This is a genomic window from Streptomyces peucetius, assembly GCF_025854275.1.
GTDB lineage: Bacteria > Actinomycetota > Actinomycetes > Streptomycetales > Streptomycetaceae > Streptomyces > Streptomyces peucetius_A.
Window position 1 is genome coordinate 5,750,932 of record NZ_CP107567.1, and the last position, 14,328, is coordinate 5,765,259.

General features: G+C 71.2%; 10 protein-coding genes. 6 read left to right on the forward strand and 4 right to left on the reverse strand.

The genetic code is table 11. From position 1 onward, the window contains the following. Positions 1 to 39: 39 nt before the first annotated feature. On the reverse strand, positions 40 to 1,710 hold the full coding sequence (locus OGH68_RS26440; RefSeq protein WP_264247478.1) for an IS1182 family transposase: 1,671 nt from the start codon (positions 1,708 to 1,710) through the stop codon (positions 40 to 42). Between the two features lie 227 nt (positions 1,711 to 1,937). Between OGH68_RS26440 and mutM the strand changes: the two genes are divergently transcribed. Then, the gene (gene mutM / locus OGH68_RS26445; protein WP_264247479.1) at positions 1,938 to 2,798 is read left to right on the forward strand and encodes a bifunctional DNA-formamidopyrimidine glycosylase/DNA-(apurinic or apyrimidinic site) lyase; all 861 of its coding nucleotides are present in this window, start codon (positions 1,938 to 1,940) and stop codon (positions 2,796 to 2,798) included. A gap of 92 nt (positions 2,799 to 2,890) precedes the next feature. Here the strand turns inward: mutM and OGH68_RS26450 are convergent, their stop codons facing one another. Next, on the reverse strand, positions 2,891 to 3,880 hold the full coding sequence (locus OGH68_RS26450) for a CAP domain-containing protein (RefSeq protein WP_264247480.1): 990 nt from the start codon (positions 3,878 to 3,880) through the stop codon (positions 2,891 to 2,893). A gap of 140 nt (positions 3,881 to 4,020) precedes the next feature. Between OGH68_RS26450 and OGH68_RS26455 the strand changes: the two genes are divergently transcribed. The 4 genes from OGH68_RS26455 (at position 4,021) to OGH68_RS26470 (ending at position 10,326) form a co-directional block, all read left to right on the forward strand. Beyond that, positions 4,021 to 4,302, forward strand: a complete 282-nt coding sequence (locus OGH68_RS26455) for an acylphosphatase (protein WP_189473382.1) — start codon at positions 4,021 to 4,023, stop codon at positions 4,300 to 4,302. Between the two features lie 394 nt (positions 4,303 to 4,696). Further along, a complete protein-coding gene (locus tag OGH68_RS26460; protein ID WP_264247481.1) occupies positions 4,697 to 4,915 on the forward strand; it encodes a hypothetical protein in 219 nt (72 codons plus the stop codon). Positions 4,916 to 5,087: 172 nt separating this feature from the next. Then, positions 5,088 to 8,684 carry a chromosome segregation protein SMC gene (gene smc / locus OGH68_RS26465; RefSeq protein ID WP_264247483.1) on the forward strand — a complete coding sequence of 1,199 codons (3,597 nt, stop codon included), beginning with the start codon at positions 5,088 to 5,090 and terminating at the stop codon, positions 8,682 to 8,684. A 220-nt stretch (positions 8,685 to 8,904) separates the two neighbouring features. After that, positions 8,905 to 10,326, forward strand: coding sequence for a sugar porter family MFS transporter (locus OGH68_RS26470; protein WP_264247484.1), 1,422 nt, complete (start codon positions 8,905 to 8,907; stop codon positions 10,324 to 10,326). A gap of 40 nt (positions 10,327 to 10,366) precedes the next feature. Here OGH68_RS26470 and OGH68_RS26475 read toward each other — a convergent pair whose 3' ends face one another. Next, positions 10,367 to 11,338 (reverse strand): LLM class flavin-dependent oxidoreductase, encoded by a 972-nt coding sequence (locus tag OGH68_RS26475; RefSeq protein WP_264247486.1) that lies wholly within the window; start codon positions 11,336 to 11,338, stop codon positions 10,367 to 10,369. Between the two features lie 59 nt (positions 11,339 to 11,397). Then, on the reverse strand, positions 11,398 to 12,861 hold the full coding sequence (locus OGH68_RS26480; RefSeq protein ID WP_264247487.1) for a cytosine permease: 1,464 nt from the start codon (positions 12,859 to 12,861) through the stop codon (positions 11,398 to 11,400). A 171-nt stretch (positions 12,862 to 13,032) separates the two neighbouring features. On the opposite strand from OGH68_RS26480, the gene ftsY reads away from it, so the two are divergent. Beyond that, entirely contained in the window at positions 13,033 to 14,256 is a 1,224-nt protein-coding gene (gene ftsY, locus OGH68_RS26485) for a signal recognition particle-docking protein FtsY (RefSeq protein ID WP_264247488.1), read from the forward strand. Positions 14,257 to 14,328 lie beyond the last annotated feature (72 nt).

A 14,328-nucleotide genomic window follows, 5' to 3' on the forward strand; every position in this document is an offset into this window, starting at 1 on the left:
CAGTACCGGTGCGGCCCCCGCCTTCCTGGATGCCGTTGGCTAATTCGCCCCGTTGAGCTTGTGCTCGGCGGGGCGAAGTGCTGTCAGGTGGGAGGTGCGGGTTCGGGCTCGGGCCCTGTTGGTGCTCCAGGCGTCCATGCGTGCGAGGTTGATCGCGGTCGCGGTGAGTTGGTGCTGGAGCCGGGTCTTGGCGAGCCCGTGGTAGCGGCATTGGCGCAGGCCGGTGACTCGGACGGCGTGGGAGATGGTGCCCTCGATGCCGTTGCGGGCCGCGTAGCGTTCCCGCCACTCGGGGGTTCCCTCTGCGGCGCGGGCCTGCCGGATTGCTTCGTGTTCGGCGCGGGGCCGGAGCGTGATCTCCCGGTGGGGCCGGGTGGTTGAGTTGATGCACTGGGGCCGGGAGGGGCAGGAGCGGCAGTCCTTGGGTGAGAACTGGATCCGGATGACAGGGGTGCCGCGGTGCGAGAGCGCGTCACGCCACTGGCTGGTGGTCATGCCGTTCGGGCAGGTCACGGTCTTGTTGTCCCAGTCCACGGTGAACGCATCCTGCCCGTAGGGTCCGGCGGCCTGGGCGGTGGTGTTGCCTGCGATGGGGCCGGTCAGGGTGACGTCGTGCCGGGTCTGGGCGGTGACGATGCGGGGACCGTCGAGGTAGCCCGCGTCCAGCAGGTGTTCGCCGGGCAACAGGTCTTTGTCGGCGAGACTGTCGTGGACGGTGTCGGTGGCCTTGATGTCGGGGACGGTGGCGTCGCTGGTCAGCACGTTCGTGATCAGGTGAACAGTGTCCGGGTCGCAGGTCTCGGTGAGATGGACTTTGAACCCGTCCCATTTGATGTCGCGCTTCACGCTCGCGCGGGCCTCGGTGTCATAGGGACTGACCAGGCGCAAAGCGCCCGGCGGGCACTCTTTTGGGTCCCGCCACCTCACCTCGCCCTCCATGTCGACCGCGTACTGCTGCACCCACGCGCGACGCAGAATCTGGACGGCGGGCAGCTCGCGCAGCCAGCAGGGCGCGTGAGCGGCGTGCACGTTGGTGAGCAGGCGCATTCCGTCCCGGCCGGTCTGTTCCGCCAGCTCAGTGCGCCTGCCGCGGCCCGAGGGCAGCCAGTAGTCCTCCGGCCGGGCGGCATACCGGTCGAACCATGCCGGATCGGCATGGCCGGTCAGCCACTCAGGGGCGGCTGCCGCGACCGCGTTGAGCGCCGCCCGCAGTGTCTCGATGACGAACTCCAGCCGGTTCAGCGACCGGATCGCGGCCAGCACATGCGTGGAGTCCGTCCGCGCTCGCCCCGGCGGCTTCAGCACACCCGCCTGCCGGGCGGCGTCCAGGACCCGGTCGAAGACCATTTGCCCGGCCTCGGCCTCGACCAGCCGGGCACGGAACTCGCACAGCACGGAGTAGTCGAACCCCGCATCGGTCAGTTCCAGGCCCAGGGCGTACTTCCAATCGATCCGGGCCCGCACCGCCAAGGCCGCCTGCCGGTCGGGCAGGCCCTCGGCGAACTGGAGCACCGACACCAGCGCCAGCCGGCCCGGCGACACCGCGGGCTTCCCCCGGGCCGGGAACAGACCGGCGAACTGCTCATCGGTGAACAGCACCCCCAGCTCGTCCCGGAGCCGGATCGCCAGACTCCCCTTCGGGAATGCCGCCCGAGCCACCCGCACCGTCTCCGCCGGAACATCCCCCGGCTCCTCCGGCTGCATCGACATCGACACCCTCCCCAAACGACAACGTCGGCCTTCAAGACCACAACCAGGTTTTGAAGGCCGACGTCACGCCCGGCCCCGGATTAGCCAACGGCATCCTTCCTGGCGGGGGCCGCACCGCCTTTCCGCCCTGTGTCCCCCTGTTTCCCGCCGCTCTTCCCGCCCGTCGGCGCCCCGCCGCGGGGCGGTACGCTGCGGGCGTCACCCGAGTGAGTCGCTGAAGGAGACCCGTGCCCGAGCTGCCCGAGGTGGAAGTCGTACGCCGGGGCCTGCAGACCTGGGTCAGCGGGCGCACGATCGCCGAGGTGCAGGTGCTGCACCCGCGAGCGATCCGCCGGCACCTGGCCGGGGCGGAGGACTTCGCCGCGCGGCTCCGGGAGCGGACCGTCGGCGACGCCGGCCGGCGCGGCAAGTACCTCTGGCTTCCCCTCGCGGACACCGACACCTCGGTCCTCGGCCACCTCGGCATGAGCGGCCAGCTCCTCGTGCAGCGGCAGGGCACCGCCGACGAGAAGCACCTGCGCGTCCGCATCCGCTTCGCGGATCCGCTCGGCACGGAGCTGCGCTTCGTCGACCAGCGCACCTTCGGCGGTCTGTCCCTGCACGAGAACGCGCCCGACGGGCTGCCCGACGTCCTCGCGCACATCGCCCGCGATCCGCTGGACCCGCTCTTCGACGACGCGGCGTTCCACGCGGCGATACGGGCCCGCCGGACCACCGTGAAGCGCGCCCTGCTCGACCAGTCGCTGATCAGCGGCGTCGGCAACATCTACGCGGACGAGGCGCTGTGGCGGGCCAGGATCCACTACGAGCGGCCCACCGCCACGCTCACCCGCCCCCGCTCCGCCGAACTGCTCCAGCATGTCCGCGACGTCATGACGGCGGCCCTCGCGGTCGGCGGCACCAGCTTCGACAGCCTGTACGTCAACGTGAACGGGGAGTCCGGCTACTTCGACCGGTCTCTCGACGCCTACGGCCGGGAGGGCGAGCCCTGCCGGCGCTGCGGCACCGCGATGCGCCGCCGCCCCTGGATGAACCGGTCCAGCTACTTCTGCCCGCGCTGCCAGCGACCGCCGCGCACCGCTTCCTGACGACACCGCCCCGGCCGCCGGCCCGGGCACCTGTGCGAGAGGGCCCCGACACCGAGGTGTCCGGGGCCCTCCTCACGGAACGCGTATGCGGTTCAGTAGCCGAAGTTCTGAGTCCACCACGGGCCGCCGTCACCCATGTGCACACCGACCCCCATCGTCGTGAAGTCGCAGTTCAGGATGTTCGCGCGGTGACCCTCGCTGCTCGTCCACGAGGCCATGACCGCCTCGGCGTCGGCCTGGCCGCGGGCTATGTTCTCGCCGCCGAGACCGCTCACGCCGGCCTTCTCCGCACGGTCCCACGGTGTCTCGCCGTCGGGGTTGGTGTGGTCGAAGAAGCCGCGGTCCGCCATGTCCTTGCTGTGGGCGCGGGCCAGGTCGGAGAGGGCACCGCTCGCCTTCAGCGGGCTGCAGCCGACCTTCGCGCGCTCCGCGTTGACCAGGTCGAACACGTCGGCCTCCGCTGCGGCGGCGGCCGAGGTGGCGGGGGCGGCCGTCCGTGACGGGGGCGCGGTGGGCTGCGGGGTGCGGGTCACCTCGCGCGTCGGCTCCGGGGCCGGCTTCTTCTTCGCCTCGGGGGGCCGCGTCGTCTCCTTGGACGGCGCCGCAGAAGGCGAGGTCCGGGGCTTCTCGGGCGTCCTGGGCGTCTTCTTGGGTTTCTCCGCCGTCTTCGACGGCTTGGGAGAGGCCGACTTGGAGGGGGTCTTCGACGGCTTGGGAGAGGCCGACTTGGACGGGGTCTTCGACGGTGCGGCGCTGCGGCTCGGTGTGGTGGACGGGCTCGCCGTCGGATCGGAGGTCGCATCGCCCTGCGCCTGCAGCCTCGACGGCACCTCGCTGCGCATCTCGGCCTGCAGGTCGGAGCCCGCGCCCACGGTGTACCGGTCCTCGCCGCCGGGCAGGACGCCCGTGGTCACGGCCACGACACCGACGGCCAGGGCGGCAGACGCCCCGAGCAGTCCGGTGCGTACAGGCAGCCCCGCCCGCTTCTTCCGGCGGACACCGCCGCCCCGGTGCCTGCCTGCCGAGCCTGCCGCCTGGTCGGTTGCGGCCGGCGCGGGGGCTGAGCGTCGATGGCGACCCATCTGCTGTGCCTTCCTGGTGCGCGACGTCGAGCGTCAAAACGGACTCACCCGTTCGAGTGAGGCTGATTGCGTCCGGACTGTACGCCATGCGGCACGGGGGCGAGGCGATGCGGAAGCAATCGGCCGGATACCGTGCAGGCATGAACGACACCGCACGACTGACCGCCTGGGTACGCGGTCGAGTACAGGGCGTGGGCTTCCGCTGGTTCACCAGGGCAAACGCTCTGGAGATCGGGGGGCTCACCGGGTTCGCCCTCAATCTCGACGACGGAAGAGTGCAGGTGGTGGCCGAGGGGTCACGTGAGAATTGCCACCGTTTGCTGGAGTGGCTTCGCTCCGACGACACACCCGGCCGCGTCGACGGAGTCACTGAGATCTGGGACACGCCCCGGGGCGGTTACCCGGACTTCGCCATCCGGTGACGAGTGCCGCGGCATACCCCCGATGGGTGCCGGCGGAAGGCGTCCCGGGCACCGGTCGAGGGCGGAAACCCCCTGGTGGTTGCCAAGAAGTGGCTCGCCGTGCCAGGCTGCGCCAATAAGGTGATCGTCACGCCCCCAGGGCCCCGCAGGTCAGGCAGCGCCGCAGTCTTCAGCGGCCGTACGCCCCCGGGCCGCCCGCCGATACGGGGCGTGATCGTGTTGACCGTCAAACTTTTTGGTGAGACTCTGGAAGCCCCGCGCACCTCAGCTGTTTGGCAGTAGGAAAAACGCAGCACGGCAAGCAGTACAACGAAGACTGCCGAGCACCGCGGGTGCGAATCCCTCACGACCCACACCGCTTCGGTCGGTCACTCAGTGTGGAGGACCATCCATCATGGCAAAGGCGCTTCTCGGTTACGTCGGTGGTTCCGACCCGCGACTCCTCGCCGAGATGCGACGGCTTCAGCAGCGTGTCCAGGACCTCGAATCCGAGCTTGTACGGATCCAGTCCGAGAACGACGCGCTCAACGCTGCCGTCGCTCAGCACCCCGGAGAGTCGCTGCTCGACGACATGGACATCGACGTACCCCGGGCGGAGCCGGCGCTCACCTGAGCACGGCGTCCGTCAGAGTTATCGCGCAGCAAGATATGCAAGGGACGCCTCGGCGTCCCTTCTTTCTTTTCTGCCCCGCTCCGCCCCCGTATGCCGAAGTGGCTTCTTCAACATCTGATGTGCCCTGCATGTTCAGGGGTGAAACCGCAAGTGAAAGGTAGAGTCCGGCGGCGTGCACCTCAAGGCCATGACCCTGCGCGGTTTCAAGTCGTTCGCCTCGGCCACCACCCTGCGGTTCGAGCCCGGGATCACCTGTGTCGTGGGACCGAACGGCTCCGGCAAGTCCAATGTCGTGGACGCGCTGTCCTGGGTCATGGGCGAGCAGGGTGCCAAGTCGCTGCGCGGCGGCAAGATGGAGGACGTCATCTTCGCCGGGACGACCGGCCGGCCGCCGCTCGGCCGCGCCGAGGTCTCCCTGACCATCGACAACTCCGACGGCGCCCTGCCGATCGAGTACGCCGAGGTCACCATCACGCGGATCATGTTCCGCAACGGCGGCAGCGAGTACCAGATCAACGGCGACACCTGCCGCCTCCTCGACATCCAGGAACTGCTGTCCGACTCCGGCATCGGGCGCGAGATGCACGTCATCGTCGGCCAGGGCCAGCTCGATTCCGTCCTGCACGCGGACCCGATGGGGCGCCGGGCCTTCATCGAGGAGGCCGCCGGTGTCCTCAAGCACCGCAAGCGCAAGGAGAAGGCGCTGCGGAAACTAAACGCGATGCGGGCGAACCTGGCCCGTGTCCAGGACCTCACCGACGAACTGCGCCGCCAGCTCAAGCCGCTCGGCCGGCAGGCGGCGGTGGCGAGACGGGCCGCCGTCATCCAGGCCGACCTGCGCGACGCCCGGCTCAGGCTGCTCGCCGACGATCTCGTACGGATGCGCGAGGCACTGCGTACCGAGGTGGCCGATGAGGCGGCGCTCAAGCAGCGCAAGGAGGCGGCGGAGGCCGAGCTCAAGGCGGCCCTGACCCGTGAGGCGGACCTCGAGGACGAGGTGCGGCGGCTCGCGCCCCGGCTCCAGCGCGCCCAGCAGAGCTGGTACGAACTCTCCCAGCTCGCCGAACGGGTGCGCGGCACGATCTCCCTGGCGGACGCCCGCGTGAAGAGCGCCACCGCGCCGCCGGTGGAGGAGCGGCGCGGCCGCGACCCGGAGGACATGGAGCGCGAGGCCGCCCGTGTCCGCGAGCAGGAGGCGGAGCTCGAGGCGGCGCTGGAGGCGGCGGAACGCGCCCTGGAGGACACCGTCGCGCACCGCGCGGAACTCGAGCGGGAGCTGATCGCCGAGGAGCGGCGTCTCAAGGACGCGGCGCGGGCCATCGCCGACCGCCGCGAGGGGCTCGCCCGGCTCAGCGGGCAGGTCAACGCGGCCCGTTCGCGCGCGGCGTCGGCCCAGGCCGAGATCGACCGGCTGGCCGCCGCCCGCGACGAGGCCCGGGAACGTGCCGTCGCCGCGCAGGAGGAGTACGAGCAGCTCAAGGCTGAGGTCGACGCGCTCGACGCCGACGACTCGGAGCTCGCCGGACGGCACGAGGCGGCGAAGCGTAAACTGGCCGACGCGGAGGCGGCGCTGAGCGCTGCCCGCGAGGCGCTCACCACGGCGGAACGCGAGCGCGCGGCCGTGGCCGCCCGTCGCGAGGCGCTGGCGCTGGGCCTGCGGCGCAAGGACGGGACCGGGGCGCTCCTCGGCGCGCACGACCGGCTCAGCGGCCTGCTCGGCCCGGCCGCCGAGCTGCTCACGGTGACGCCCGGCTACGAGATCCCGGTGGCGGCCGCGCTGGGGGCCGCGGCGGACGCGGTGGCCGTAGCCGACCCGTCCACGGCGGCCGAGGCGATCCGACTGCTCCGTAAGCAGGACGCCGGCCGCGCGGCGCTGCTCCTCGCCTCCGGGGACGACGCGCACGGTGCGACCGCGAACGATGCGGCCGCGGACGGCCACGGCGGCCCCCAGGACCCGCAGGGGCCGCACGGGATCGACGCCGTGGGGCTCGTGCGCGGACCGGCGGAGCTGATGCCCGCCGTGCGGCGGCTGCTGCGCGGGACGGTGGTCGTGGGAACGCTCGAGGACGCGGAGGATCTGGTGTACGCGCGGCCCGGGCTCACCGCCGTGACCGCCGAAGGGGACGTGCTCGGGGCGCACTTCGCGCAGGGCGGGTCCGCCGGGGCTCCCAGCCTGCTCGAGGTGCAGGCCTCCGTCGACGAGGCGGCGGCCGAGCTCGAGGAGCTGGCGGGCCGGTGCGACGAGCTGGCCGCGGTCCAGCGGCAGGCCACCGCACGCCGCGCCGAATGCGCCGCGCTCGTGGAGGAGCTCGGGGAGCGGCGGCGCGTCGCCGACCGCGAGAAGTCGGCCGTCTCCGGACGGCTCGGCCGGTTGGCCGGTCAGGCCAAGGGCGCGGCCGGCGAGGCCGAGCGGACCGCCGCGGCCGCGGCGCGGGCCCAGGAAGCACTGGAGCGGGCGGCCCAGGAGGCGGAGGAGCTGGCCGAGCGGCTGCTCGTCGCCGAGGAGGCCCCGGTCGAGGAGGAGCCCGACACCCATGTGCGCGACCGGCTCGCCGCCGACGGTGCCAACGCCCGCCAGACGGAGATGGAGGCCCGCCTCCAGGTCCGTACGCACGAGGAGCGGGTTAAAGGCCTCGCGGGGCGCGCGGACGCGCTCGACCGGGGTGCGCGCGCCGAGCGCGAGGCGCGGGCCCGCGCGGAGCAGCGGCGCGCCCGGCTGCGGCACGAGGCCGAGGTCGCGGCGGCCGTCGCCGCCGGCGCCCGTCAGCTGCTGGCCCACGTCGAGGTGTCGCTGGTGCGGGCCGAGGCCGAGCGCACCGCGGCCGAGGCCGCCAAAGGGGAGCGGGAGCGGGAGCTGACCGCAGCCCGCGGCGCCGGACGCGACCTCAAGAGCGAGCTCGACAAGCTGACCGACTCGGTGCACCGCGGGGAGGTGCTGGGTGCGGAGAAGCGGCTGAGGATCGAGCAGCTGGAGGCGAAGGCCCTGGAGGAGCTCGGTGTCGAGCCGGCCGGGCTGGTGTCCGAGTACGGCCCGGACCAGCTCGTTCCGCCGTCGCCGCCCGCGGAGGGCGAGGAGCTGCCCGAGGACCCGGAGCACCCCAGGAACCAGCCGCGGCGTTTCGTCCGCGCGGAACAGGAAAAGCGCCTCAAGTCGGCCGAGCGGGCGTATCAACAGCTCGGAAAGGTGAATCCGCTCGCACTGGAGGAGTTCGCGGCGCTGGAGGAGCGCCACCAGTTCCTGTCGGAGCAGCTCGAGGACCTGAAGAAGACGCGCGCCGACCTTCTCCAGGTGGTGAAGGAGGTGGACGAACGCGTCGAGCAGGTCTTCACCGAGGCCTACCGGGACACCGCCCGCGAGTTCGAGGGCGTCTTCTCCCGGCTCTTCCCCGGCGGGGAAGGGCGGCTCGTACTGACCGACCCCGACAACATGCTCACCACGGGTGTGGACGTCGAGGCGCGGCCGCCCGGCAAGAAGGTCAAGCGGCTGTCGCTGCTGTCGGGCGGGGAGCGGTCACTGACCGCCGTGGCCATGCTGGTGTCGATCTTCAAGGCCCGGCCGAGCCCGTTCTATGTGATGGACGAGGTGGAGGCGGCGCTCGACGACACGAACCTCCAACGGCTGATCCGCATCATGCAGGAGCTCCAGGAGAGCTCGCAGCTGATCGTGATCACGCACCAGAAGCGGACCATGGAGGTCGCGGATGCGCTCTACGGCGTCTCGATGCAGGGCGACGGCGTCTCCAAGGTCATCAGCCAGCGTCTTCGCTGACGCTCCGCTGCCGCCTGTCCAACTCTTCATTACTTGAAAGCAAGCCGACTCGCCGTCACGTAAAGCTGATTCCAGTCAAGGTCTTGACTTCGAAACTTGAAGGCATAGTCTCTGCAACGTTGCTTTTACCTTCAAGTGGTGCGCGACCTGTACCTGTGCGCCACTTGAGGGGCTCGCCCCCCACGCCCGGCGACGCGGCCGGGCGCCCCCAGGAGTACACGTGACCAGCACTGCGCAGCCGCCACCGGAATCCGGGGCCCGCACGGCCCACCCCGACCACCTCGGGCATGTCATCTTCATCACGGCCGCCGCCGCGATGGGCGGTTTCCTCTTCGGTTACGACAGCTCAGTGATCAACGGCGCCGTCGAAGCGATCCGCGACCGCTACGAGATCGGCTCCGGAACACTCGCCCAGGTCATCGCCGTCGCCCTGATCGGCTGCGCCGTCGGCGCCGCCACCGCCGGCCGGATCGCCGACCGCATCGGGCGCATCCGCTGCATGCAGATCGCGGCCGTGCTGTTCACCGCCAGCGCCATCGGCTCCGCGCTCCCGTTCGCGCTCTGGGACCTCGCCCTGTGGCGGACCGTCGGCGGCTTCGCCATCGGCATGGCCTCCGTGATCGGCCCCGCCTACATCGCGGAGGTCTCCCCGCCCGCGTACCGCGGACGGCTCGCCTCCTTCCAGCAGGCCGCGATCGTCATCGGCATCGCCGTCTCCCAGCTGGTGAACTACGGCGTCCTGCAGCTCGCCGACGGCAAGCAGCGCGGTGAGATCGGCGGCCTCGAGGCCTGGCAGTGGATGCTGGGCGTGGAGGTCGTCCCGGCTGTGCTCTACGGACTGCTGTCCTTCGCGATCCCCGAGTCGCCCCGCTTCCTCATCTCCGTCGGCAAGGTGGGCCGGGCGAGGCAGGTCCTCTCCGAGGTCGAGGGCAAGAAGGTCGACCTCGACGCCCGCGTCGCCGAGATCGACCACGCGATGCGCCGTGAGCACAAGTCCACTTTCCGCGATCTGCTCGGCAGTCGCTTCGGCTTCCTGCCCATCGTCTGGATCGGCATCGGGCTCTCGGTCTTCCAGCAACTCGTCGGCATCAACGTCGCCTTCTACTACTCGGCGACCCTGTGGCAGTCCGTGGGCGTGAACCCTTCCAGCTCGTTCTTCTACTCGTTCACCACGTCGATCATCAACATCATCGGCACCGTGATCGCGATGGTGCTGGTCGACCGGATCGGCCGCCGGCCCCTCGCACTCATCGGCTCCACCGGTATGGCGATCGCGCTGGCCCTGGAGGCCTGGGCCTTCTCCGCCGACCTCGTCGACGGCAAGCTGCCCGAGACACAGGGCGTCGTGGCCCTGATTGCCGCCCACGCCTTCGTGCTCTTCTTCGCGCTCTCGTGGGGCGTCGTGGTCTGGGTCCTCCTCGGCGAGATGTTCCCGAACCGCATCCGCGCCGCCGCCCTCGGCGTCGCCGCCTCCGCGCAGTGGATCGCCAACTGGACCATCACCGCGAGCTTCCCGAGCCTCGCGGACTGGAACCTCTCCGGCACCTATGTGATCTACACGGTCTTCGCCGTGCTCTCGATCCCCTTCGTACTCCGGTACGTCAAGGAGACGAAGGGCAAGGCGTTGGAGGAGATGGGCTAATCCCCGCTGCCCCTCTCCTCGGCACGGAAACTGCCCCGGCTCAGCGCGTGAGCCGGGGCAGTACCCGTTCGCACAGCAGCCGGAGGCTGCGCCTGCCCTCGTCCAGTGGCATACCGCCGCACAGCGGATGCAGCACCAGGCCGGCGGCGCCCAGCCCCACGCACTCGTCCGGTGTCACGATCCGGTACACACCCTCGCCGCGCAGCTCCTCGACCGTCGTCGCCGAGGAACGCACCGCGGAGCGGATGCCGTGCGACTGCCAGGAGGCATAGGTCCGCGCCTCGTGCAGGAAGTGTTTCCCGTACAGCGCCCACGCGCGGTCCGGGTCCTGTGAGAGGTGCAGCAGCGGCGTCTTCTCCGCGGGCATCATGCAGAACCCCCCGGTCCCGTACTCGGCCCGCCGCTCCTCGTAGTACGCCTCCAGTTCCGGCAGATGGGCGCTGGGGAAGAACGGCAGCCCGAAGCGGGCCGCCCTGCGCGCCGCCGCCCGTGAGGACCCGCCGACCAGCAGCGTCGGGTGCGGCCGGCTGTACGGGCGCGGGGTGACCCGCACGGTACGGCCCCGGTACCTGAAGCTCTCACCGGTCCAGGCCGCCAGCAGCGTCTCGAGCAGCTCGTCCTGGAGCGCCCCGCGCCGGGTCCAGTCCACGCCCAGCTGCTCGTACTCCCGCGGCCGGTAGCCGATGCCGGCGACGGTGACCAGCCGGCCCTCGCCGATCAGGTCCAGCACGGCGAGATCCTCCGCCAGCCGCAGTGGGTCGTGCAGCGGGCCGATGATCGCGGAGATCGTCACCGCGATACGGCGGGTGGCTCCGAGGACCGCGCCGGCGAAGGTCAGCGGGGACGGCAGCCAGTTGTCGCCGGCGCCGTGGTGCTCCTCGGTCTGGACCGTGTCGACGCCGTGGCCGTCGGCGTAGGCGGCCATCTCCAGGGCCGCCCGGTAGCGGGCCGCGAGGGTCTTCGGTGTCGCGGCAGGGTCGGCCAGGTTGAACCGGACCACCGTGAAGGCCATGGGACGTCCCCCTCCGCCGGGTGTGGGCATGGCGAAGGGGGACGTTAGCTGACATGGCGTCAGATGGGCAGGGGTGCGGCCTCCCGCTCGGACGCGGCCTCCTCAGGTCCGGCCGCCGGTCCCGCCGTCGCGGCCGGCGTCCGCGGCAGCACGGCGTACAGCGCCGCCGCCAGCACGATCGTCGCGGCCCAGCCCAGCCCGTTCTCGCCGATCCACGACGAGGCGAGCGGACCGGCGAACCAGTCGACCCTGGTGAACAGCAGCCCCACCACCAGCGCGACGGCCCACGCGATCATCGCCTGCCAGGCGAACCCGCCGCGGTACCAGTAGGCGCTGGTGCGGGTGGTGTCCATCAGCGCCTCGCCGTCGTAAACGGGCCTGCGCAGCATGTCGACGCCGAAGACCCCGATCCATGCGGAGAACGCCACCGCCAGCAGAGTCAGGAACGAGACGAACGAGCCGATGAAACTGGTGGCCACGACCATCAGCAGGAAGCCGAAGACCAGGCTGATCAGCGCGTTGACGCTGACGGCCCAGGCCCGAGGCACCTTGATGCCCAGGGTCTGCGCGGTGAAGCCGGCCGAGTACATCGACATCGAGTTGATCAGCAGCATGCCCACGAGCGCGATGAGCAGGTACGGGACCGCGAGCCACATCGGCAGGATCTCGCCGATGAAGGCGACCGGGTCCTGGGCGCTCGCCAGGTCGGGTGTGGCGACCGCCATCACCGCGCCCATCAGCACCATCGGCAGGACGACGATGCCGGCGCCGCCGACGGTGGCGCCCACCATCGCCCGGCCGGACGCGGTGCGGGGCAGGTACCGGGTGAAGTCCGGGCCCGAGGGAACCCAGCTGATGCCGCCCGCCGCGATGGTGCCGATACCGGCCACCATCATCGCCGTCGAGCCGGCCGGCTTGTCGAAGACGGCGGACCAGTCGGTACGGGCGACCAGGTAGACCAGGACCAGCACGCTGAACGCGCCGAACAGGTACGTCGACCACTTGCTGCACACCTGCAGGGCGTTGATGCCGAGACCGGAGACGAGGAACGTGCAGGCGACGAAGAGCAGCAGCGTCGTGACGATCAGGGCCGTGTTGCCGCGGACGCCGAAGAGCAGATCCAGCACGGTCAGCACCGCGTAGGCGCCGGTGACCGCGTTGATCGTCTCCCAGCCCCAGCGCGCCACCCAGATCAGCGAGCCGGGGAAGAGGTTCCCGCGCTGCCCGAAGACGGCGCGCGACAGGGCCATGCCGGGGGAGCCGCCGCGCTTGCCCGCGATCGAGATCAGGCCCACGATCCCGTACGAGAGGACGGGGGCGGCGACGGCGACGACCAGCACCTGCCAGAAGTTGAGACCGTTGAAGACGATCAGGCCAGCGCCCATCGTCAGCAGCAGCACGCTGATGTTGGCGGCGACCCAGGTGGGGAACAGCTCACGGACGTGACCGGTGCGCTCGCCGTCGGGGACGGGTTCGAGGCCGCGGGTCTCTATCGCGCCTTCGGATTCGGAGGCGTGGGGCATGGAAGGGCTCCGTAGCGGGGTGGGGGACACCGGAGGGGGCAGCCGGGAGAGGACCCGGAACCCCCAAGCATCGTACGAACAGCCCAAAACGTCCAAATGGGTGAGGTCGGCTTTGTGGGATCGTCCGAGGGCCTCGTGCGCGGGCGCCGGTGGCCGATACTGGACCGCGTTATGGAAATCGTCATCCTTGCCGTAGTCATCGCCCTGGTCGCGATCGGCGTGATCAGCGGCCTCGTAGTCAGCAGCCGCAAGAAGAAGCAGCTGCCCCCGCAGGCGCCGCCGAGCTCGCCGACCATCACTGCTCCGCCCGCCGAACCACATGTCGGCGACGAGGCGGAGACACCGCGGGAGGAACCCCGCCGCACCATCGAGGAGGTCGACCTCCCGACGGCCGAGGAAGCCGTCGAAACCCCTGTGGCCGTCGAGGACCCGGTCGTCGCCGAGGCCCCCGCGCCCGCCGTCGAGATCCCGGAGCCGACCGCCGGCCGGCTCGTCCGGCTCCGTGCCCGTCTCGCCCGTTCCCAGAACACCCTCGGCAAGGGGCTCCTCACGCTCCTGTCCCGTGAACACCTCGACGAGGACACCTGGGAGGAGATCGAGGACACGCTGCTCACCGCCGACGTCGGCGTCGCCCCCACCCAGGAGCTCGTCGAGCGGCTGCGCGAGCGGGTGAAGGTGCTCGGCACGCGTACGCCCGAGCAGCTGCGCACCCTGCTCCGCGAGGAGCTGCTGCACCTCGTGGGCACGGACGCCGACCGCGCGGTCAAGACCGAGAGCGGTCTCGACACGCCCGCCGTCGTCATGGTCGTCGGTGTGAACGGCACCGGTAAGACCACCACCACCGGCAAGCTCGCCCGCGTTCTCGTCGCGGACGGCCGCTCGGTCGTGCTGGGCGCCGCGGACACCTTCCGCGCCGCCGCCGCCGACCAGCTGCAGACCTGGGGCGAGCGCGTCGGCGCCCGCACCGTACGGGGGCCCGAGGCCGGCGACCCGGCCTCGGTCGCGTTCGACTCGGTCAAGGAGGGCATCGCCGAGGGCGCGGACGTCGTACTCATCGACACCGCCGGCCGGCTGCACACCAAGACCGGCCTGATGGACGAGCTCGGCAAGGTCAAGCGGGTCGTGGAGAAGCACGGTCCGCTGGACGAGGTCCTGCTCGTCCTGGACGCCACCACCGGCCAGAACGGCCTGGTGCAGGCGCGGGTCTTCGCCGAGGTCGTCGACATCACCGGCATCGTGCTGACCAAGCTGGACGGCACCGCCAAGGGCGGCATCGTCGTCGCTGTCCAGCGCGAGCTGGGTGTGCCCGTCAAGCTCGTGGGTCTGGGCGAGGGCGCGGACGACCTGGCGCCGTTCGAGCCCGAGGCGTTCGTCGACGCGCTGATCGGCGACTGACCGGGGCCGTTCGCCTCGCCCGCGGGGGAAGCGCCGTACCGGAAAGCGCCCGGCCGACATGGCGGCCGGGCG

Bases quoted from the DNA above. Each gene is read 5' to 3' on its own strand.
- OGH68_RS26480 (WP_264247487.1), bottom strand. From the start codon at position 12,861: ATGCCCCACGCCTCCGAATCCGAAGGCGCGATAGAGACCCGCGGCCTC.
- OGH68_RS26440 (WP_264247478.1), bottom strand. From the start codon at position 1,710: ATGTCGATGCAGCCGGAGGAGCCGGGGGATGTTCCGGCGGAGACGGTG.
- OGH68_RS26475 (WP_264247486.1), bottom strand. From the start codon at position 11,338: ATGGCCTTCACGGTGGTCCGGTTCAACCTGGCCGACCCTGCCGCGACA.
- OGH68_RS26455 (WP_189473382.1), top strand. From the start codon at position 4,021: ATGAACGACACCGCACGACTGACCGCCTGGGTACGCGGTCGAGTACAG.
- OGH68_RS26460 (WP_264247481.1), top strand. From the start codon at position 4,697: ATGGCAAAGGCGCTTCTCGGTTACGTCGGTGGTTCCGACCCGCGACTC.
- ftsY (WP_264247488.1), top strand. From the start codon at position 13,033: ATGGAAATCGTCATCCTTGCCGTAGTCATCGCCCTGGTCGCGATCGGC.
- OGH68_RS26450 (WP_264247480.1), bottom strand. From the start codon at position 3,880: ATGGGTCGCCATCGACGCTCAGCCCCCGCGCCGGCCGCAACCGACCAG.